The 19337-nt window shown below is 38.0% G+C and carries 20 protein-coding genes; 5 read left to right on the top strand and 15 right to left on the bottom strand.

What is annotated here, in order from left to right:
* Positions 1-2: 2 nt before the first annotated feature.
* From rpsJ to ftsY, 4 genes are all read right to left on the bottom strand, one after another.
* Positions 3-314 carry a 30S ribosomal protein S10 gene (gene rpsJ / locus KP712_RS08315; protein ID WP_001181005.1) on the bottom strand — a complete coding sequence of 104 codons (312 nt, stop codon included), beginning with the start codon at positions 312-314 and terminating at the stop codon, positions 3-5.
* A gap of 316 nt (positions 315-630) precedes the next feature.
* Positions 631-1563, bottom strand: a complete 933-nt coding sequence (ftsX, locus tag KP712_RS08310) for a permease-like cell division protein FtsX (RefSeq protein ID WP_048952547.1) — start codon at positions 1561-1563, stop codon at positions 631-633.
* Positions 1564-1572: 9 nt separating this feature from the next.
* Positions 1573-2229, bottom strand: a complete 657-nt coding sequence (ftsE, locus tag KP712_RS08305) for a cell division ATP-binding protein FtsE (RefSeq protein WP_005635730.1) — start codon at positions 2227-2229, stop codon at positions 1573-1575.
* A gap of 18 nt (positions 2230-2247) precedes the next feature.
* Positions 2248-3594 (bottom strand): signal recognition particle-docking protein FtsY, encoded by a 1347-nt coding sequence (gene ftsY, locus KP712_RS08300; protein WP_165818760.1) that lies wholly within the window; start codon positions 3592-3594, stop codon positions 2248-2250.
* 96 nt (positions 3595-3690) lie between these two features.
* Here ftsY and rsmD point away from each other — a divergent pair, with 96 nt between their 5' ends.
* Both rsmD and trmL read left to right on the top strand, forming a co-directional pair.
* On the top strand, positions 3691-4272 hold the full coding sequence (gene rsmD, locus KP712_RS08295) for a 16S rRNA (guanine(966)-N(2))-methyltransferase RsmD (RefSeq protein WP_048952545.1): 582 nt from the start codon (positions 3691-3693) through the stop codon (positions 4270-4272).
* A 10-nt stretch (positions 4273-4282) separates the two neighbouring features.
* Positions 4283-4765 carry a tRNA (uridine(34)/cytosine(34)/5-carboxymethylaminomethyluridine(34)-2'-O)-methyltransferase TrmL gene (gene trmL, locus KP712_RS08290; protein ID WP_048952544.1) on the top strand — a complete coding sequence of 161 codons (483 nt, stop codon included), beginning with the start codon at positions 4283-4285 and terminating at the stop codon, positions 4763-4765.
* Positions 4766-4817: 52 nt separating this feature from the next.
* Here the strand turns inward: trmL and KP712_RS08285 are convergent, their stop codons facing one another.
* The gene (locus KP712_RS08285; protein ID WP_048952543.1) at positions 4818-5657 is read right to left on the bottom strand and encodes a folate-binding protein YgfZ; all 840 of its coding nucleotides are present in this window, start codon (positions 5655-5657) and stop codon (positions 4818-4820) included.
* A gap of 9 nt (positions 5658-5666) precedes the next feature.
* The gene (locus KP712_RS08280; protein WP_048952542.1) at positions 5667-6530 is read right to left on the bottom strand and encodes a YicC/YloC family endoribonuclease; all 864 of its coding nucleotides are present in this window, start codon (positions 6528-6530) and stop codon (positions 5667-5669) included.
* A 185-nt stretch (positions 6531-6715) separates the two neighbouring features.
* Here KP712_RS08280 and KP712_RS08275 point away from each other — a divergent pair, with 185 nt between their 5' ends.
* On the top strand, positions 6716-7918 hold the full coding sequence (locus KP712_RS08275; RefSeq protein ID WP_048952541.1) for an aromatic amino acid transporter: 1203 nt from the start codon (positions 6716-6718) through the stop codon (positions 7916-7918).
* A 228-nt stretch (positions 7919-8146) separates the two neighbouring features.
* On the opposite strand, the gene KP712_RS08270 is transcribed toward KP712_RS08275, so the two are convergent.
* The gene (locus KP712_RS08270) at positions 8147-8557 is read right to left on the bottom strand and encodes a helix-turn-helix domain-containing protein (protein WP_048952540.1); all 411 of its coding nucleotides are present in this window, start codon (positions 8555-8557) and stop codon (positions 8147-8149) included.
* A gap of 131 nt (positions 8558-8688) precedes the next feature.
* Between KP712_RS08270 and KP712_RS08265 the strand changes: the two genes are divergently transcribed.
* On the top strand, positions 8689-10200 hold the full coding sequence (locus KP712_RS08265) for a transferrin-binding protein-like solute binding protein (protein ID WP_215770813.1): 1512 nt from the start codon (positions 8689-8691) through the stop codon (positions 10198-10200).
* A 116-nt stretch (positions 10201-10316) separates the two neighbouring features.
* Here KP712_RS08265 and KP712_RS08260 read toward each other — a convergent pair whose 3' ends face one another.
* Together KP712_RS08260 and KP712_RS08255 are read right to left on the bottom strand one after the other, a co-directional pair.
* Positions 10317-10607 (bottom strand): type II toxin-antitoxin system YafQ family toxin, encoded by a 291-nt coding sequence (locus tag KP712_RS08260; protein ID WP_048953175.1) that lies wholly within the window; start codon positions 10605-10607, stop codon positions 10317-10319.
* Positions 10607-10894, bottom strand: a complete 288-nt coding sequence (locus tag KP712_RS08255) for a type II toxin-antitoxin system RelB/DinJ family antitoxin (RefSeq protein WP_048953174.1) — start codon at positions 10892-10894, stop codon at positions 10607-10609. The genes KP712_RS08260 and KP712_RS08255 overlap by 1 nt, the downstream gene beginning before the upstream one ends.
* Before the next feature lie 92 nt (positions 10895-10986).
* Here KP712_RS08255 and KP712_RS08250 point away from each other — a divergent pair, with 92 nt between their 5' ends.
* Entirely contained in the window at positions 10987-12411 is a 1425-nt protein-coding gene (locus KP712_RS08250; protein WP_048953173.1) for a surface lipoprotein assembly modifier, read from the top strand.
* Between the two features lie 127 nt (positions 12412-12538).
* On the opposite strand, the gene KP712_RS08245 is transcribed toward KP712_RS08250, so the two are convergent.
* From KP712_RS08245 to rmuC, 6 genes are all read right to left on the bottom strand, one after another.
* Positions 12539-13090 (bottom strand): TIGR00645 family protein, encoded by a 552-nt coding sequence (locus KP712_RS08245; protein ID WP_048953172.1) that lies wholly within the window; start codon positions 13088-13090, stop codon positions 12539-12541.
* A gap of 109 nt (positions 13091-13199) precedes the next feature.
* Positions 13200-14204: a substrate-binding domain-containing protein gene (locus tag KP712_RS08240; protein ID WP_048953171.1), complete on the bottom strand. Its 1005-nt coding sequence runs from the start codon at positions 14202-14204 to the stop codon at positions 13200-13202.
* A 27-nt stretch (positions 14205-14231) separates the two neighbouring features.
* The gene (rbsK, locus tag KP712_RS08235; protein ID WP_048953170.1) at positions 14232-15155 is read right to left on the bottom strand and encodes a ribokinase; all 924 of its coding nucleotides are present in this window, start codon (positions 15153-15155) and stop codon (positions 14232-14234) included.
* An 82-nt stretch (positions 15156-15237) separates the two neighbouring features.
* Entirely contained in the window at positions 15238-16485 is a 1248-nt protein-coding gene (locus KP712_RS08230; protein WP_215770812.1) for a NupC/NupG family nucleoside CNT transporter, read from the bottom strand.
* Positions 16486-16528: 43 nt separating this feature from the next.
* Positions 16529-17461, bottom strand: coding sequence for a nucleoside hydrolase (locus tag KP712_RS08225; RefSeq protein ID WP_215770811.1), 933 nt, complete (start codon positions 17459-17461; stop codon positions 16529-16531).
* Between the two features lie 207 nt (positions 17462-17668).
* Positions 17669-19243, bottom strand: a complete 1575-nt coding sequence (gene rmuC / locus KP712_RS08220) for a DNA recombination protein RmuC (protein ID WP_111408001.1) — start codon at positions 19241-19243, stop codon at positions 17669-17671.
* Positions 19244-19337 lie beyond the last annotated feature (94 nt).

Below are 19337 nucleotides of genomic sequence, written 5' to 3'. Positions count from 1 at the left end.
AATTAACCTAGGCTGATCTGCACGTCCACGCCGGCAGCCAAATCTAAACGCATTAATGCATCAACAGTTTTTTCTGTTGGCTCTACGATATCTACTAAACGTTTGTGAGTACGAATTTCGTATTGGTCACGTGCGTCTTTGTTTACGTGTGGAGAAATCAACACGGTGAAACGCTCTTTACGAGTTGGTAAAGGAATTGGACCACGAACTTGTGCACCAGTACGTTTAGCTGTTTCTACGATCTCCGCAGTAGATTGATCGATCAAACGGTGATCGAAAGCTTTTAAGCGGATACGGATTCTTTGGTTCTGCATTAGACCAGAGCTCCAATAAAATTTAGCTAATAAAAAACTAACACCAATCACAATTCTAACTTCAAAATAGAAAAGGAGGTGCAAGTTACCTGTTATATAGTCTCCAAATCGGAAACATTGTTTAGCGTGACATATCGTCATGCACGTTTAATAAATGATTACATTAAACGGCTTTCACATTGAAAGCCTGCAAATACTACACAAAAGTTAAACAAATTGCAAGGGATTTATTCAAAGCAAATAAAAAGTGCGGTCATTTATCACCATATTTTCTCATCGAACACTTAGAAAAATCACCGCACTTCACATATTAAAATTAATGATGGTTATCTAATAGCGTAATATGTCGTTTTGCTACAATCCACGCACCAACATATCCCATAATTAAACAGCACACTAATAAGAATACAAATTCGCCAACGCCTAATCCATTCAAACTGAATTGAACGGCAAAAATATCCGTTACATATTTCACTGCAGAAGTAAAATAGCTGATAATAAAGCTACTAAAAATTGCTGCAACTAACCCGCCTAACACCGCATAAATCATCCCTGTATAAAGATAAGGACGAAGAATAAATTGATCTGTTGCACCAAGCAATTTCATCACATCAATACTTGATCGGCTACTGTACACATCAGAGCGAATGCTGTTACCAATAACCAAAAATACCGCTATCGTCATTAATACAGTACAGAAAATTGCCACATGGGCAATTAACCAAGAAAGTGCGGTTAATTTTTCCATCCAGTCGTTATCCAAGCGAACTTCTTGTACCCCTTTAATTTTAGTTAAATTGGTACGTAACTCATCACGTTTTTCTGAAACATTAAAGTCGCTCGTTGGTTTTACCATAACGACCGCAGGTAATGGATTATCATCTAGAATTTCTAATTCTTCACCAAAGCCAGACCAGCTTTTAAATTCCTTTAAACTTTCTTGGCGAGAGACATAATTCAGTGATTCCACTCCATCTTGTTGACGGATTTTCTCTACCACTAAATTCGCATCTTCTTCACTTAAATTCTTATGAAGATAAATCGTCAATTCACTTTCAGGATAAAATTGAGTGGTTGCTAAATGTAAATTTTTCCACATTAAATAGCTCACGGTTGGGATTGTCAGAGATACAGCAATCACCAAAATCGTGAGCAGCGTGCCAAATTTACGTTGCCATAAATCCGTCCATACTGCACGCAAAGTATAGGCTATTTGAACAAAAAAGGATGCATCCGTTGGTCGGCTCATGATTATTCCTTAATAACGTAAATAACCTTGTTCAAGTACAAGACAAGGTTTTGGTTTTTGTTGAATTAAATTAATGTCGTGAGTAGCAATTAACACGGTCATTCCGAGGCGATTAAATTCTTCAAACAAATTAAAAATGCCTAAAGAAAGTTCATCGTCTAAATTACCCGTTGGTTCATCCGCTAGTAAGAGTTGAGGTTTATGCACAATCGCACGTGCAATATCAACGCGTTGCTGCTCCCCTCCAGAAATTTGTGGTGGCAAATAGTGCGCTTTATTACGCAACCCTACACGATCTAAAGATGCCATCGCACGTGTATGCGCATCTTTTGGATGCATACCTGCAATAATCAATGGCAATGCCACATTTTCCACCACCGTACGATCTGTTAATAAACGATAATCTTGGTGAACCATACCAATTTGGCGACGCAAAAATGGAATTTCATATTTTGACAAGCGAGTAATATCGTGTCCGTTAAACCAAATTTGACCCGCGTTGGCTTTTTCCATCCCCATAATAAGCTTGAGTAATGTACTTTTCCCTGCGCCTGAATGCCCAACTAAGTAAGTCATACTTCCCACTGGAAGATGAAAATTCAAGCCTTGTAACGCGGGCTGCGTTGCACCATGATAGGCTTTAGAAACATTTGAGAACTTAATCACAATTTTTCCTTATTCTTTTTATTCTTCTTCATGAACGAATAATGCCTCAATAAATTCTTTGGCATTAAACTCACGTAAATCTTCAATTTTCTCACCTACACCGATATAGCGAATAGGCAACTTAAACTGATCGGCTATGGCAAAAATCACGCCGCCTTTTGCCGTGCCATCTAATTTAGTTAGAGAGATCCCTGTTAAACCGACAGCCTCATTAAATAACTTCGCTTGGCTAACAGCATTTTGTCCTGTCCCAGCATCCAGCGTAAGCATAATTTCATGTGGCGCAGTTTCATCATATTTTTTCATAACACGAACAATTTTTTTCAGTTCGTCCATTAAGTTATTTTTATTTTGTAGACGACCCGCTGTATCCGCAATAAGAATATCAATATTGCGTGCAGCCGCTGATTGCATCGCATCAAAAATCACCGATGCAGAATCAGAGCCAGTGCTTTGCGCAACAACTGGAATGTGATTGCGTTCTCCCCAAACTTGAAGCTGCTCAACAGCCGCCGCACGGAAAGTATCGCCCGCCGCAAGCATCACCGATTTTCCTTCAGCCTGAAATTTACGTGCAAGCTTACCAATTGTCGTCGTTTTACCTACGCCATTTACGCCCACCATTAAAATAACATAAGGTTTCTTCGTAGTATCAATCACAAGAGGCTGTGCCACTGGCTCAAGAATATCCGCCATTTCTGCTTTTAATTGTTGATATAAAAGCTCAGCATCTTGTAATTCTTTGTGACTTGCATGTTCAGTCAAATTTTTGATGATTTTACTTGTTGTCGGCACGCCAATATCCGCAATCAAAAGTTGTTCTTCTAATTCTTCAAACAACTCGTCATCAATTTTCTTTCCTAAGAAAAAACTACGAAAACCTGCGCCAATATTTTGTTTGGTTTTCAGTAATCCCTTAACTAAACGACTAAAAAAGCCCCCTTCACTTGGCTTTTCGCGAGTTTCAATTTCAACAACAGGCTGAAGCTCATCTTTAATATCTTCAACAATTTCAGATTCAACCACGGCTTCTGTAACCGGAAGATCATCTTCTAAATTTTTTAATTCGATGATTTCTTCGACTGGCTCAAATTCGGTTGAAATTTCCTGTATTTTTTCTTCTTCAACTATTTCATTCGTCTCAATACTTTCAGCTAAAAACGGCTTAGAATCCACCGCACTTTCTACTGCCTCTAATTCAGACGGTTCTTCAACTAAATCATGAGTTTCAAGTTTTTCAATAGATGGCTCGATATCTTTAATCTTTTCTTCTTCAATTGTCGGCTCAATTTTAGGTTCATCTTGCTTTTTATTACGCCCAAATAACGACGCCCAAAATCCGCCTTTTTTATTTTCTTCAGCCATAAAATGCTCTCTTAACTGTAATCCGATAAAAATGTCGTTTATTCTAGCAAAAAATCGTCTAAACTAAGCACAATTTTCAATAAAAATCGAATCTTTATGAAAAAAATACAAACGCCAAATGCAAAGGGCGAGGTTCGCATTATTGCTGGGCTATGGCGAGGGCGAAAACTTCCAGTATTAAATTCAGAAGGCTTACGCCCGACTGGCGATAGAGTGAAAGAAACGCTTTTTAATTGGTTAATGCCTTATATCCATCAGTCTGAATGTTTAGATGGCTTTGCGGGAAGTGGTTCATTAGGTTTTGAAGCACTTTCTCGCCAAGCGAAAAAGGTGACTTTTTTAGAATTAGATAAAACCGTCGCCAATCAATTAAAAAAGAATTTGCAAACGCTCAAATGCTCATCAGAACAGGCTACAGTGATTAATCAAAGTAGTTTGGATTTTCTAAAACAGCCACAAAATCAACCGCACTTTGATATCGTGTTTTTAGATCCACCCTTTCATTTTAATTTGGCAGAACAAGCAATTAATTTGCTTTGTGAAAATAATTGGCTAAAACCCAATGCGTTAATTTACGTAGAAACAGAGAAAGATAAACCACTCATCACACCTCAAAACTGGACGTTATTGAAAGAAAAAACGACAGGAATGGTGAGTTATCGTTTATATCAAAATTAGAGAAAAAATTATGTTAGATATTGTTTTATACGAACCAGAAATTCCCCAAAATACGGGCAATATTATCCGCCTTTGCGCCAATACAGGATTTCGCTTGCACTTAATTGAACCGCTAGGTTTCACTTGGGATGATAAACGCTTACGCCGCTCAGGTTTGGATTATCACGAATTTGCGGAAATCAAACGCCACAAGACTTTTGAAGCCTTTTTAGAAAGCGAAAAACCCAAACGTCTCTTTGCACTTACAACAAAAGGCAGTCCAGCACATAGCCAAGTGAAGTTTGAACTTGGTGATTATTTAATGTTTGGCCCAGAAACTCGTGGTATTCCAATGTCAATTTTAAATGAAATGCCGATGGAACAAAAAATCCGTATTCCAATGACAGCCAATAGTCGCAGTATGAACTTGTCTAATTCAGTCGCAGTAACGGTTTATGAAGCTTGGCGACAATTAGGCTATGAAGGCGCAATCAATTTACCTGAAGCCAAATAAAAAAATAGGTGATCGATAAAATCAACTCGATCACCTGTTTTTTTAAACTGCCTTATTCACCCAGTGAGTAAGGCAATACGACATACTCTAGCGCTACCCCATTTAGTAAGCGAAATTTTTGTTGAGCTGTCGTGTCGTTATTCATCACAACTTGCAACCATAAAACACCATCTAAATTAACCGCACTTGTAATCGTGCCGGTTTTTCGCCAATTAGATTCAATCTGCATTTCGATTTCACTGCCAATTTCCACTTCCTGCTGGGTTTGAGCTTTAAAGACAAACATTGAGCGTTTATTCGCACCACGATATTTCGCACGAGCTACGGTTTCTTGCCCAATATAGCAACCTTTAGTAAAAGAAATGGCTTGCTCAATTACCTGTAAATTTAGCGCTTGTGGGATAAATTCATTTTGCGTTTGTGAGCTTAAATTTGGCAATCCCGATTGAATATCGGCTACATCCCAAATTTTTTCATTACCATTAAAATTCACTGGTAATTCGGCTTCATTCAATAAAATTGAACGTTGCCCATCAATTTCCCATGAAAAGTGCGGTGTAATTTTTCCACATTTTTCACCTATCACGCCAATGATTTGCCAATCACGTAAATCAAAACTAACTTTTGAAAATACCGCATATTTTTTCAAGGCATCTAGCCCACTTGGCAATATATCTTTCTTAATCAGCAAAAAGAATTGTTCACTACTTACTTTAAACAAACGGTAAATTGCATTCATTTTACCTTTTGGATCGCAGTGAGCTGTAAGTGTTGTTGCGCCACTTGCTAATCGAACAACATCCGTGGTTAACTGCCCTTGCAAATATTTTTCTGCATCCGCACCATGTGCCTCAATCAGTTGATATTGAGTAAGAGAAATAAATTGAGACATTCTACTTTCCTATTCTAAATTCTGAATTTGCTCACGCATTTGTTCGATAAGCACTTTTAGCTCAACCGCAGAAGCCGTGATATCCGCATTAATGGATTTGGACGCAAGCGTATTCGATTCACGATTCAATTCTTGCATCATAAAGTCTAATTTACGCCCAACCGCACCGCCTTTTTTCAAAATATTCGTGGTTTCTTTCACATGCATTTGTAAACGATCGAGCTCTTCCGCTACATCAACGCGTTGAGCCAATAAAATCATTTCTTGTTCCACACGTTGCGGATCAAGATTCACTTGAGCATCTTCAAAACGCTGCAATAAACGTTCACGTTGCCATTGTAAAACTGCCGGCATTTGTGACCGCACTTTATCCGCTTCCACCGTAATGGCATCTAAGCGTTGTTGAATAATGTCGTTCAGTTTTTCCCCTTCACGACCACGCATTGCAATAAAATCTGTCAGCAAATCATCAAAGGCTGTCAACAAATCTTGACTAATCGAATCTAAGTCTTGCTCTTGCGCTTCCACCACACCAGGGTAACGCAACACGTCTGTCAAATTAATTTCACCTTCTCCAGCTTGGCTTTTAATCCATTGCAAAGATTGAATCACTTGATTCGCAAGCTCTTTATTTAAATTCAATTCTGCATTTGTTTGTTTTTTCGTTTCAATGCGCAAAGAACATTCAATTTTACCGCGAGTAAGATTTTGACGAAGTTTCTCACGCAATGTGTTTTCTAATCCTCGGAATTGCTCTGGCAAACGAAAAAAGTTTTCTAAATAACGTTGATTGACGGAACGAATTTCCCATACTGCATCGCCCCAATCTTTTTTCACTTCAAGGCGTGCAAAGGCGGTCATACTGTAAATCATAAGCTCTCCTATTTTGTCTTAGCTTTGTCTTAGTTGATTCGCTAAGTATTTTAACGAGATGAACACAGAAAGGGAAAAGAAAAGTGCGGTAAATAATAAAGATATTTTGTATTCTGTTATTTACATGATGTAAATTTTAAAATACAATCAATGTAAATTTTGCATTACACTATAAGGGAACAAAAATGAACAAAACTGTAGGCAGCACACTTCTCGTTGCCGGTACGATGATTGGAGCGGGAATGTTGGCAATGCCACTCACTTCCGCTGGTATCGGATTCGGCTTTACTTTAGTCTTATTATTAGGGCTTTGGGCATTATTAACTTTTAGCGCTCTTTTATTCGTTGAGCTCTATCAAACTGCGGAAAGTGATGCGGGTATCGGTACACTCGCTGAACAATATTTTGGTAAAGCAGGACGCATTATTGCCACGGCAGTGCTAATTATTTTCTTGTACGCATTAATTGCCGCTTATGTCAGCGGTGGCGGTTCACTACTAAAAGATTTATTACCAGAAAGTTTTGGCGATAAAGTTAGCATCTTATTATTTACCGTTATTTTTGGTTCATTTATTGTCATCGGCACACATAGCGTAGATAAAATTAATCGCGTGTTATTTTTTGTGATGCTTACAGCCTTTGCCGTGGTGTTAAGCTTAATGTTGCCAGAAATCAAATTTGATAACTTAATGGCGACGCCAATTGATAACGCTTTAATTATCTCTGCAAGCCCTGTCTTTTTCACGGCATTTGGTTTCCACGGCTCGATTCCAAGTTTAAATAAATACTTAGATGGCAACGTAAAAGCATTACGCATTTCTATTTTGGCGGGTTCAGCAATTACCCTTTGCGCTTATATTTTGTGGCAAATGTCGACGCACGGCTTGCTCACACAAAATGAGTTCTTACAAATCTTAAAAGAAGATGCCACCTTAAATGGCTTAGTAAAAGCAACGCTTGCTATCACTGGCAGTAACATTATCGCAGGTGCGGTAAAATTATTCTCAACGTTGGCGCTGGTTACTTCTTTCTTAGGCGTAGGGCTTGGATTGTTGGAATGTATCGAAGATTTATTAAAACGATCCTTTAATATTTCTGCAGGGCGTATCTCACTTGGCTTAATGACGTTCATTCCACCACTCGTCTTTGCGCTTTTCTATCCTGAAGGTTTTATTTTAGCGCTAGGCTACGCAGGTCAAATGTTTGCATTCTATGCCGTAGTATTGCCAGTTAGTCTTGTTTGGAAAGCTCGTCGAGCTCACACCAATTTGCCATACAAAGTATGGGGAGGAAATCTAACTTTAATTATCGTATTGGTATTAGGCGTAATCATTACATCCATTCCATTTGCGATTCGTGCGGGCTACTTGCCATTTGTTGTGGGTTAATAATATAAATATCAAAAAACATCATTCAATTAATCTGTACCCCAAAAGTTAGGCTAAATAACTAATTGAGGTACAGATTTTTTATAATCTTGGACTGAAAAGAAGAATATTTTTATGGCAAGGAATTTGAATAAATAAACGAAATCATCAAACTTTATATTAGCTATTAAAACGAAGAACAAATAAAATTACACCATAAGCTGCTACTTATCTTTATAAAAAACTAAATCATTGATTTTCTTTTAATTTTCTTAATAACGCAATTTCTCTTTCTAACCCATTTATAATTTTATCTTTTTGAACCAATAATTCATCTTTATGGCTTAATATTAATTGTAATTGTTGAATAGTTTTTTCTAAATTTTCATTTCCAATTGCAAACAAAAAATTATTTGAGTTGCTTGATTCAGTTACTGTATTATTAAAATACACTTTTTCAGCTCCCCCCATAGAGAGCAACTCACAAATATCCATATTAAATACTTCAGAGATCTGTTCTAAACGAGATAGATTTGAACGCACTTCACCTCGTTCAATTTTCCCATATCCCGTTACTGACATCCCTAATTTATCCGCCATATTTTCTTGCGATAACTGGTGTTGTTCGCGTAACTGACGGATTTTCTCATTAATTTTCATACATTGCCCTCTCAAGGTAAACTGTTATCTTAATTAGGTAACTAACTGTAACTGTTGGTTTATTGTACATAATTTTTGCCAAATTATAATGGTTTTGGATTTTTTCTCCTACTTTTATTTATTGAGGCTCTATGAAATTAAAAAATGTAACTATTGCAACAGCACTTTTAGCTGTATTAACAGGCTGTGGAAGTAGTGGTGGCAATTCAAGCACACTAAACACCAATCAACCAACCGCTCAAAATGAACAAAGTCGTCAGCAAGTAAATGATGCTAAGAAAGCTGAAGAAACTCGCAAAGCTGAAGAAGCTCGTAAAGCTGAAGAAGCTCGCAAAGCTGAAGAAGCTCGTAAAGCTGAAGAAGCTCGTAAAGCTGAAGAAGCTCGTAAAGCTGAAGAAGCTCGTAAAGCTGAAGAAGCTCGTAAAGCTGAAGAAGCTCGTAAAGCCGAAGAAACTCGTAAAGCTGAAGAAGCTCGTAAAGCTGAAGAAGCTCGTAAAGCCGAAGAAGCTCGTAAAGCCGAAGAAGCTCGTAAAGCTGAAGAAGCTCGTAAAGCTGAAGAAGCTCGTAAAGCCGAAGAAGCTCGTAAAGCTGAAGAAGCTCGTAAAGCCGAAGAAGCTCGTAAAGCCGAAGAAACTCGTAAAGCTGAAGAAGCTCGTAAAGCTGAAGAAGCTCGTAAAGCCGAAGAAGCTCGTAAAGCTGAAGAAGCTCGTAAAGCCGAAGAAGCTCGTAAAGCCGAAGAAGCTCGTAAAGCTGAAGAAGCTCGTAAAGCCGAAGAAGCTCGTAAAGCTGAAGAAGCTCGTAAAGCCGAAGAAGCAAGAATTGCTAAATTAACAGAAGAATTGACCGCTTTAGCTAAACAGGCCGGTTTAGATGATGATAAAGCTCAAAAATTTGCAGGATCGAATTTAAATACTGATAAATCAGAGTGGCAATCGGCTTTAAATAATGCTGTTGAACAAGATAAAGCAGAAAAATTACAGCGAGAAATTGATCAACTAAAAGGTATTTCTTCTCATTCATATCCTGAAGGAAGTATTACACATAGAGATGGCAGTGGTTCTAAAAGCATTAGCAATAGACTAACAAACGAGAATATTTCTCGTAATATGGTTTATAACCAAAAATATTCTGTCGTTATTGGCGATTATAATGGACAAGTATCTTACAATAATAACACTGGCTATATCTTCTCAGATAACCGAGTTACTGATATTAATGTAAAAGGATTAAAAACAGAAATTTCCGCAATTCCAACTGAAGGTACTGCAACATATACTGGTAAAGCCTTTAATGGCACTTTAGCACAAGAGTATAAAAAAGTAGGCACTGAAGAATGGTTTGGTAGCACTCGTGATAAATACGACTTTGTAGATTCACCAAAAGAAGGGAACTTATCTTACGAGGTAAACTTCGCAGATAGAACAGGTTCAGGCAGTATTACAGGCTTAGGAAATGATATTGCACTAGCACAAGGCTCTATTTCTGGAGCAGGTATTTCATCTACTGCAACACAAAGCTATAAATCAGGCTCTTACTCATTAGATTTCTTCGGCAAAAATGCAGAAGAAATTGGTGGTAAGGTTTCCTTTGATGGAAAAGATGTGTTTGGCTTTGGCGGCACCCGCGGTGAAATTCAAAAATAACCTTTCTGTAGGGGCGAATTACATTCGCCCTGATATTCCAGCGATGTTTTAGAGCAAATGCGATTTACCCCTACAAGAAAATGCCGTTTAAAGTGGATTTAAACGGCATTTAACTATTAGGAAATTTCCGAATGTGAACCGATACGAATGAGCTTTAGTTCTTCGTCATCAATAATTTGGTAAATCAGCACAAGATCGTTAAAAATATGGCAGTCACGATAACCTTGCATTTCACCTTGTAGTGAGTGATCTAAGTATTTTTTTGGAAGCGGTCGATTTCTTTGTAAAAGATACAAAACCTCGGTCATTTCTACTGAGAATTGTTGCTTAGCTGTGAGCTTTTTAATATCTCGTTGAAATGTTTTAGTTGCAGTTACTTTTAATGTTTTAACTGATCCCATATCCATTATTTCACTGATTTTAATAGATTTTCCATAATATTGGCTTCGAAATTTGCTTCACTAATGATATCAACATCACCATTTTCAGCTTCTTGCATAGCACGTAATGTTTCAGCATTTGGTTTCAAATAAGAAAGATTTACTGGAATCGTTTTTGTATTCGCAATTTCTGTTAAGAATAAATTAAACACCTGTGAAGGGGTAAAACCGTAATGTTCAATTACATTAAATGCCTCTTGTTTTAAATTTTCTGATAAACGAAAGCTAAAAGATGCATTTTGTGTTATTGCCATAATTATCTCCTTGGTCTAACAATGCGGTACAAATTATTATAGATAGAATGTCTTGCATTGTAAAACAATGTTTACTTACGAATAAATTTACTATGAAAAAACTCGCAAATTTCATTATTATTCTACCGCTTGCAACACAAGCGGAAACCTTTCACGCTCCTCAACCTGTATTCTTTGAGAACAACGTTTTGCCAAAACAGGCAGAGCCGCAAATAAAAACACAGTCTAAAGCAGAGAGTGTACCCACATCTTCATTTGCTCTTTCTAATGCAGACAGCACCAAAACCAAGCTCGAGAAGTTGATTAACTATGGTGTAGTAAAGCAACAATGGCATTTATTGAAGCAGATTCTGCCGTTGTATCAACAGCAGGCGAATTATGATGAAACGCTTTATCGTTACGCAATGGGAGCGATGTTGTGGGCAGAAAAAGAATACGCACAGGCAATTTCACTTTATCAGCAGATTTTAGACGAGAAGCCAGAGTTGGCTTATCCGCGTTTTGATTTGGGTGTGATGTTGTTTGAAAACAAGCAATATCGCCAAGCGAAAGCAGAGTTGGAACATGCTAAACCCGAACTTTCACCACAAATGCAGCAGCTTACCGAACGTTATATGCAGGCAATGGCGGAGCGGCAAAGCTGGCAGCCTGATATGGAGCTACAATATACCCAAACCGATAACGTAAATAACGCATCTTCTCAGCAAGATATTATATTGAGAGGATTGAGATTTAAAAAAGATGAGGAATCTTTACCACAAAAGGCACACGGCTTCCGCTACGGTGTGGGCGTAAACCGAGAATTGAACATATCCGGTAATCATTTTGTTACAGCAAATGGTCGCTTTAGTGGCGTGCATTATTGGGATAACCAAGATTACAGCGAAAAATCACTTTATGCTTCGCTTGGCTATCGTTACCGTTCGGCATTGCAAGCGGTCGGGTTTTCCCCATTTTTTGAACAGAACTGGCTCGGTTCACCACGTTATAGCAAAAATTACGGGGCAGTTGCAGATTTTCGTCGAGAATTGACCGCTTACTGGGCAATTTCAGGATCGTTTTCGCATACACAAAAACGCTATGCCGATGCTTCTGTCGCTCGTCGTCATAATGGTTATCTGAACGGTGTTTCACTTACGTTAAGTTATCAAGCCAAGCCGAATTGGTTGCTTTTTAGTGGTGTGGAAGGCAGTGTTGATCGTAGCAAAGATAAAGCGGAATCTTCGCTTCGCCGTGGGGTAAATATCGGTTCGGTGTGGAAACTTAAAGAGTTTGTCAGCCATATTAGCTTACGTTATGTGAAGCGAGATTTTCGTGCGGAGAATTTTTATTTTCCAACCAAAAAACGCCAAGATAAAGAATATAGCTTGAATGTGTCGATTGGGAATAACCGTTTGCAATGGTTAGGTTTTGTGCCGAAGTTGAATTATCGTTATCGTAAAATTGATAGCAATATTCCAGAATTTTATTCAAGAAAAAGTGGGGAATGGTTTATTTCTGTGGAAAAAGATTTTTAAGTTCAGAATACCAATAACCGTTTACAGATTGATCTGCACCTAAATGTTGGACTAAATAACCATTCAGGTGCAGATTTTTATAATTAAACAGATGAATTTTGAATAATGTTATCACATGATAAATTTTTTAATGCGTTTTATGGCTTGTGCTATACAAAATTTTATCCGTATAAGCCAAAGCAATTGCCGACACCAAAAAGCCCAAATGTAACAATAATTGCCACATCATCGTTTTTTCTGGTGTATTACTTGCGTTCACAAAGGTTTGCAACATATGGATAGATGAAATACCGATAATAGACATAGAAAGTTTAACCTTCAATACCGTCGCATTTACATGGCTCATCCATTCAGGCTGATCGGGGTGATTACGCGTACGCAGTTTGGATACAAAAATTTCATAGCCACCGATAGTCACCATCACAAGCAAGTTTGCTATCATCACGACATCAATCAAATTCAACACACCCAACATAATCGTGTTGGAATCCATCTCATTGACATTAATCACCAATGCCCACAAGCCTTTAATGAACTTATAAGAGTAGATCGCAAGGGTGACAATCAAACCCAAATAAATCGGTACTTGCAACCAGCGACTACCAAAAATTATTTTCGCGATAATATTCGATTGTTCGTTATATTTCGCATAAAGATCAACAGGTTTATTTTCTTCCATCTGATTTTATTCCTAAATTAAATAGTTGGTTAAATAAATAAAAAAACTGCAGGAAGATAGCAGTTTTTTTGAAAATAGCAATAAAGAAATCGAGTTATTGTTATTTTATTTATACATTTGAAGGGGAGGAAACTGATTCTCTCAAAATACAGGCCGGCTCTAACACTAAAGTGCGGTAATTTTCATTGGGTTCTTGTATACGTTGCAATAAAGTCTCAACAGCAAGCTTACCTAATTCAGCTTTAGGTTGACTGATTGTAGATAAAGAAGGAAAAAGATAACGAGCTAATTCAATATCATCGTATCCCATGATAGAAATATCTTGCGGAATACGTAAACCTTGATTCTGAATTGCCTGATAGGCACCAATGGCAATAGTATCGCTACAACAAAAAATAGCGGTCGGTCTATCAGATAACGAAAGCAGTTTTTGCGCCCCAACGATCCCTCCTTTAAAATCAAAATGACTTTCTACAATCCAATCAGGATTTAAAACTATATTAGCTTCAGACAAAGCTTTCTTATATCCCTGCAAACGATTTTTAGCTACTGACTTTCTGAGATTACCCGTAATAATGCCAATTTTCTGGTGTCCAGCATCAACCATAGATTTCGTTGCAAGATAACCGCCATATTCTGAGTTCTCTAGAATTTTGTCTGCATTTAACTCAGTAAACCACCAATCCATCACAACTAAAGGCAAAGATACTTCAAGCTCCATATCCGCTTGAAAACGACTATCGCCACACATCAGTAATACACCATCTACTTGTTTATGTATTAAGGTTTGTAGATTTTGCTGTAAACGCTTGCCATCACCACCCGTGGTAGCAATAATAAGATTATATTGATGCTGCTGACAATATTGCTCCACGCCAGCCATCACTTCCGCAAAGAATGGATTATTTGTTGCGGTGACAAGTAGCCCGATAGTTTTGGTTTCGCGCACCTTAAGGCTTCGTGCAACAGCTGAGGGGGTGTAATTCAGTTCAGCGACAATACGCATCACTTTCTCACGAATCTCATCGCTAACAAAACGCGATCCATTAATGACATGCGAAACTGTGGAAGTCGAAACTTGCGCCAGTCGTGCAATATCTTTCATTGTCGCCATAAAAACACCTCAAAAATTCACTGCACTTTAAGCGTGTTCAAGAAAATCTAAAGTTTCCTGACGCGTTGGAATAGAGGATTGGGCCCCTTTTTTTGTCACACTAATCGCAGCGGCAGCTTGCCCAAAACGAATGGCTTCATCAAAGGATTTTTCTTCCAATAAAGCCGTAACAAAACCGCCATTAAATGTATCACCAGCTGCGGTAGTATCTATTGCTTGCACACAAAAGCCCTTAATGATGCGGCTTTTACCTTTTCGACTGACAAACACGCCTTTCGCACCAAGGGTAATCATCACAGTTTCAATGCCTTTATCGTGAAAAACACTCGCAGCTTTCACCGCACTTTGCTCGTCGGTTACTGCTACCCCAGTCAGGATTTCAGCTTCTGTTTCATTTGGTGTAATAATATCAATCAAACTCAATAATTCGTCCGATAAAATCTGCGCTGGAGCAGGATTTAGCACAACCTGAACACCATTTTTCTTAGCGATTTGAGCAGCCAGCTCCACACCATAAAGTGGGGTTTCTAATTGCATTAATAAGCAATCCGATTGTGCAATTTGCGCCTCACTTTGACGAACAACCATCTCCCCCAAATGTGCATTTGCACCGCTAGCCAGTACAATACAGTTCTCACTAGACTTGGCAACTTGAATAAATGCCATTCCCGTCATTTCCTGTGGAACGGTATTAATATAGGTTGTATCAATCCCTTCCTTAACAAACACATTTTTCATTGTTTCGCCAATGCTATCTGATCCAATGCAACTAATGAACGCTACCTTTGCCCCTAAGCGAGCAGCTGCCACCGCTTGATTCGCCCCCTTGCCACCATAGGAAATTTGATAATTTTGACCTGTTAGTGTTTCACCGGGTTTAGCAAAGTAAGGCACTGAAATAACATGATCAGCATTGATACTACCGAGAATTGTGAGAGTCTTCCCTTTCATAATTATTCTCCACTATAAAAGTAGGCATATATCAAGCAATTATAAACCTAAAGTGCGGCTATTTTTACCGCACTTTTGAAACTTAAGCTAAAGCGACACCACTTAAGCCAATAAAAAAACCTGCAATAGTTGCGCTTAATAAATTAGCTAAAGAGCCAGCAATAACAGCCTTAATTCCTAACCGAGCAATATCTCCACGACGATTTGGAGCCATACCACCAACCCCACCAATTAATACAGCTATAGAACCAAAATTAGCAAAGCCACAAAGAGCAAAAGTAATGATAGCCTTTGTTTTATCAGAAAGTTCTACTGGTGGATTGATACCTAGGTAAGTTGAAAATTCAGAATAACCAACAAATTCGTTTACGGTTAATTTGATACCTATCATATGACCAGCTACTTCAGCATCACTCCAAGGTACTCCCATAACCCATGCCAATGGTTTAAAAATCCAACCTAAAATTATACCTAAAGAGAGTTCTGGTTGATTAAACCATTCTCCAATGCCTCCTAACATACCGTTAATAAGTGCAATTAGAGCGATAAATGCAACTAACATAGCCCCAATACTTAATGCCATAGTCATTCCCGCACCAGCACCAGAAGCAATGGCTTCAAGCGCATTAGATGGTTTATCTAATTCAACATTTTCGATTTCGTCGTTAAATTTTTCAGTTTGTGGATATAATATTTTTGCGAATAATAAACCCGCTGGTGCAGCCATAAAAGAGGCTGCTATTAGGTAGGTTAAAGGTACACCTAATCCAGCGTATCCAGCTAAAACAGAACCTGAAATGGATGCTAGTCCTCCACACATAATAGCAAAAAGCTCTGATTCCGTCATTTTGCTAATATAGGGTTTTACAACCAATGGCGCTTCTGTTTGTCCAACAAAAATATTAGCTGCAGCAGACATAGACTCTGCTTTTGATGTTCCCAAGACTTTTTGCAATCCACCTCCAATTAATTTGATGACCCATTGCATTACACCTATATAATAAAGCAAGGAAATCAATGCAGAGAAAAAAACTATGACAGGAAGCACCTTAATAGCAAAAATGAAACCAACACTTTCACCTGATGCCAATCCACCAAAAACAAATGAAATACCCTCATTTGCGTAAGCAATAACTTTACTTACTGCATTAGACATACCCAAGAGGGCGTCTCTGCCAATAGGTACATACAAAATAAATGCACCAATAGCGATTTGAATTGCTAATGCACCAAATACCGTTCTTACACGAATAGCTTTTCTATTATTGGAAAGGAGATAGGCTATGCCTAATAATACAAAAATCCCTAAAATACTAATAAATGCGTCCATAATTTGACCTCATTGAAAGTAAAAGGAAAGATAAACTTTATTGCTAATTTAATCGTTTGATTGCATCAATAATTAAATTCCAAAATCGTTCTTTATCTAACTTTGTAGCAACTTGCGTATTGCAAGGTTTAGGTGGATAACGGAAATCTGCAACTGTCATGCCTAATGTGTGCGTTCCCGTTAATTCAATATTAACTGGTACACTTACTGTTTCTATTAATGTTGGATCAATAACATAAGCCACCGCACAAGGATCATGAACTGGAGGATAATTAAAGCCTTGAGCTTGTTTATACATTTTTCCAAAAAATTTAAGTAATTCGACAACAAATTCGGCTGGCTTAGTATCAATTTTTGCGATACGCTCAACAACATCAGGGGTGGCTAATGCTTGATGTGTTAAATCTAATCCAACCATAGTCACTTTCCATCCAGCATTAAATACAATATGTGCTGCTTCGGGATCAATTTTTATATTAAACTCAGCTACGGCACTCCAATTTCCAGTATGATACCCGCCTCCCATTAATACAACTTCTTTTACTCTCTCAATAATTTTCGGTTCTAATCTTGCCGCTAAAGCAATATTCGTCAGCCCTCCTGTTGGGACAAGAGTAATTGTTTTCTCAGGGTGAGACATAATAAGATCAATGATTAATTCCACAGCATGCTTTTCATTGAAAGTTCGATTAGATTCAGGTAATTTTGGACCATCTAACCCTGATTCACCATGAATACTAGGTGCGACCTCAATTTCCCTGACAATAGGTCTGTCTGCACCCTTAGCGAAAGGAACATTTTTCATTTGAGCAATTTCAGCAATTGCCAAAGCATTTCGTGATACTTTCTCCAATGTTTGATTACCTACTACAGTAGTGACTGCAAGTAGTTCAATCTCTGGATTGCCATAAGCGAGTAACATAGCTATCGCATCATCATGTCCAGGATCACAATCTAAAATAATTTTTTTACGCATTCTTTACTCCTATATTTTTCATAGTCATAAACTGCTGACCGTCATATCGAAACGTTTCGATAAGATAAATATAAAGAACAAAAACAGAAAAACAACTGAGAAATTTCAAATTTGAGATATTAATCACAAAATTTTTTGTTTAGATAAAATAAAAAATTCTCCGACCAAATTCACATTCAATCGGAGAATAAATTATTTGAAATTATCTTAGTTCAACGTATCCAACCTAGCCAAATCGATCTGATTATTCAATAACTCCACATCGGGCATCGTTTTATTCGCTTTTGCGGAAAGGGTTTTAAATCGTTCTACTTTGCCCACCAAGCCTTGTTGACCAACAAGTGCGGTTACTGTGCTGTTGTATTGATTGCTAACAGTGGAAAGCGTATTGCCGAGCTTACTTAAACGTTCTGCGACCAAGCAAATTTGGTTATAAATTTCACCCGCTTTTTCAGCGATTTCTTTTGCCTCGGCATTACCACGTTCGATGCGCCACAAATTTGCTACGGTGCGTAAAATCGGCATTAAGGTGGTGTGAGAGACCATAATGACATTACGTTCATAACCGTAATTAAATAAAGCAGGATCAGATTTTAAAGCCTCAATATATGCGGGTTCCACCGCAATAAACATAAGAACAAAATTCGGGCTACGCATGCCAATCAAATTACTGTAATCTTTTTTATGCAGATCATTAATATGGCTTTTCAATGCGGATATATGTTCTTTTAATAAACGCTCACGTTCAAAATCATCCTCAGAATTCACCGCACTTTCGTAAGCCACCAATGACATTTTGCTGTCGATAATTAAGTGTTTTTCATCAGGTAAATTCAACACAAAATCAGGGTAATTGCGCCCGCCTTGTTCATCTTTAAAATGTGCTTGCGCGCGGTAATGCACATTTTCTTCAAGCCCAGCCAGTTGCAACGCTCGTTCTAATTGCACTTCGCCCCAATTACCTAAAGTTTTCTTTTCGCCTTTCAGCGCAGAAGTCAAATTACTCGCCTCTTGCGACATATTCAGGCCAATTTCCAGCACTTTTTTAATTTCAGCTTCCAAGCCTGCATTACCTTTCACGGATTCGGAGTGAATTTCATTGACACGTTTTTGAAAACCTTCAATTTGCTCACGGAAAGGCTTGAGCAACGTTTCCAATGCTGTTTGATTTGATTGACTAAATGAGCGACTTTTTTCATCCAAAATCCGATTGGCTAGATTTTGAAATTCCACGCTCAACTGCTGCTTAGATTGTTCAAAGTTCTGTTGTTGCGCGGAAAAATGTTTTTCTTTTTCTGCTAAAGTTGTTTTTAATCCTGTTAACTCTTGAGAAAGTGCGGTCAATTTTTCGGTTAAATGTTGTTGTTCCTGTTCTTTACGAGATAACTGGCTTTGGCTATGTTGCAATTGGGCATTCAAACTTTCTGCTTGCGCAGAAGCAATCCCGAAGCGTTCTTTTAATGCGGTAATTTGCTCCGCGATGGCGGAATGGCGAGCCTGCTCCTCATCTAATTCTTGGGTAAGATAGTAAATTTTTTCATCTCGTTCATTCAAGCGAATTTGTAACCCTTGGCTTTCTGTTTGAGCTTTAATAATTTGCTGTTCTAATTGATTTTTAAGGCTATTTATCCCATCAAATTTTGATGCCAGTTGATTATAGTCTTCTGTGGTTTTATGAAGTGTTTTATGAAGTAAAGCATATTTCTGCTGAAACAGAATCAGCAGTAAAATCAAGACAATAGAAACAACCCCCATCACCCATAATAACGACATATCCCACATAACTCCCCCTTTAATTTAAGGTCTGAATTGTAACATAGAAATCCGTCTATCTCCTTCTATGGAAGGCGATAATCTCAATTAAATAAAAACCCGA

The organism is Haemophilus sp. SZY H68, from assembly GCF_018829685.1.
GTDB classification, from domain to species: Bacteria; Pseudomonadota; Gammaproteobacteria; order Enterobacterales; family Pasteurellaceae; genus Haemophilus; species Haemophilus haemolyticus_K.
This window is presented reverse-complemented; position numbering and strand designations above follow the sequence as displayed.

Coding starts and splice junctions, on each gene's coding strand:
- rpsJ (WP_001181005.1), bottom strand. CDS start 314: ATGCAGAACCAAAGAATCCGTATCCGCTTAAAAGCTTTCGATCACCGT.
- ftsX (WP_048952547.1), bottom strand. CDS start 1,563: ATGAGCCGACCAACGGATGCATCCTTTTTTGTTCAAATAGCCTATACT.
- ftsY (WP_165818760.1), bottom strand. CDS start 3,594: ATGGCTGAAGAAAATAAAAAAGGCGGATTTTGGGCGTCGTTATTTGGG.
- rsmD (WP_048952545.1), top strand. CDS start 3,691: ATGAAAAAAATACAAACGCCAAATGCAAAGGGCGAGGTTCGCATTATT.
- trmL (WP_048952544.1), top strand. CDS start 4,283: ATGTTAGATATTGTTTTATACGAACCAGAAATTCCCCAAAATACGGGC.
- KP712_RS08285 (WP_048952543.1), bottom strand. CDS start 5,657: ATGTCTCAATTTATTTCTCTTACTCAATATCAACTGATTGAGGCACAT.
- KP712_RS08280 (WP_048952542.1), bottom strand. CDS start 6,530: ATGATTTACAGTATGACCGCCTTTGCACGCCTTGAAGTGAAAAAAGAT.
- KP712_RS08275 (WP_048952541.1), top strand. CDS start 6,716: ATGAACAAAACTGTAGGCAGCACACTTCTCGTTGCCGGTACGATGATT.
- KP712_RS08270 (WP_048952540.1), bottom strand. CDS start 8,557: ATGAAAATTAATGAGAAAATCCGTCAGTTACGCGAACAACACCAGTTA.
- KP712_RS08265 (WP_215770813.1), top strand. CDS start 8,689: ATGAAATTAAAAAATGTAACTATTGCAACAGCACTTTTAGCTGTATTA.
- KP712_RS08260 (WP_048953175.1), bottom strand. CDS start 10,607: ATGGATATGGGATCAGTTAAAACATTAAAAGTAACTGCAACTAAAACA.
- KP712_RS08255 (WP_048953174.1), bottom strand. CDS start 10,894: ATGGCAATAACACAAAATGCATCTTTTAGCTTTCGTTTATCAGAAAAT.
- KP712_RS08250 (WP_048953173.1), top strand. CDS start 10,987: ATGAAAAAACTCGCAAATTTCATTATTATTCTACCGCTTGCAACACAA.
- KP712_RS08245 (WP_048953172.1), bottom strand. CDS start 13,090: ATGGAAGAAAATAAACCTGTTGATCTTTATGCGAAATATAACGAACAA.
- KP712_RS08240 (WP_048953171.1), bottom strand. CDS start 14,204: ATGGCGACAATGAAAGATATTGCACGACTGGCGCAAGTTTCGACTTCC.
- rbsK (WP_048953170.1), bottom strand. CDS start 15,155: ATGAAAGGGAAGACTCTCACAATTCTCGGTAGTATCAATGCTGATCAT.
- KP712_RS08230 (WP_215770812.1), bottom strand. CDS start 16,485: ATGGACGCATTTATTAGTATTTTAGGGATTTTTGTATTATTAGGCATA.
- KP712_RS08225 (WP_215770811.1), bottom strand. CDS start 17,461: ATGCGTAAAAAAATTATTTTAGATTGTGATCCTGGACATGATGATGCG.
- rmuC (WP_111408001.1), bottom strand. CDS start 19,243: ATGTGGGATATGTCGTTATTATGGGTGATGGGGGTTGTTTCTATTGTC.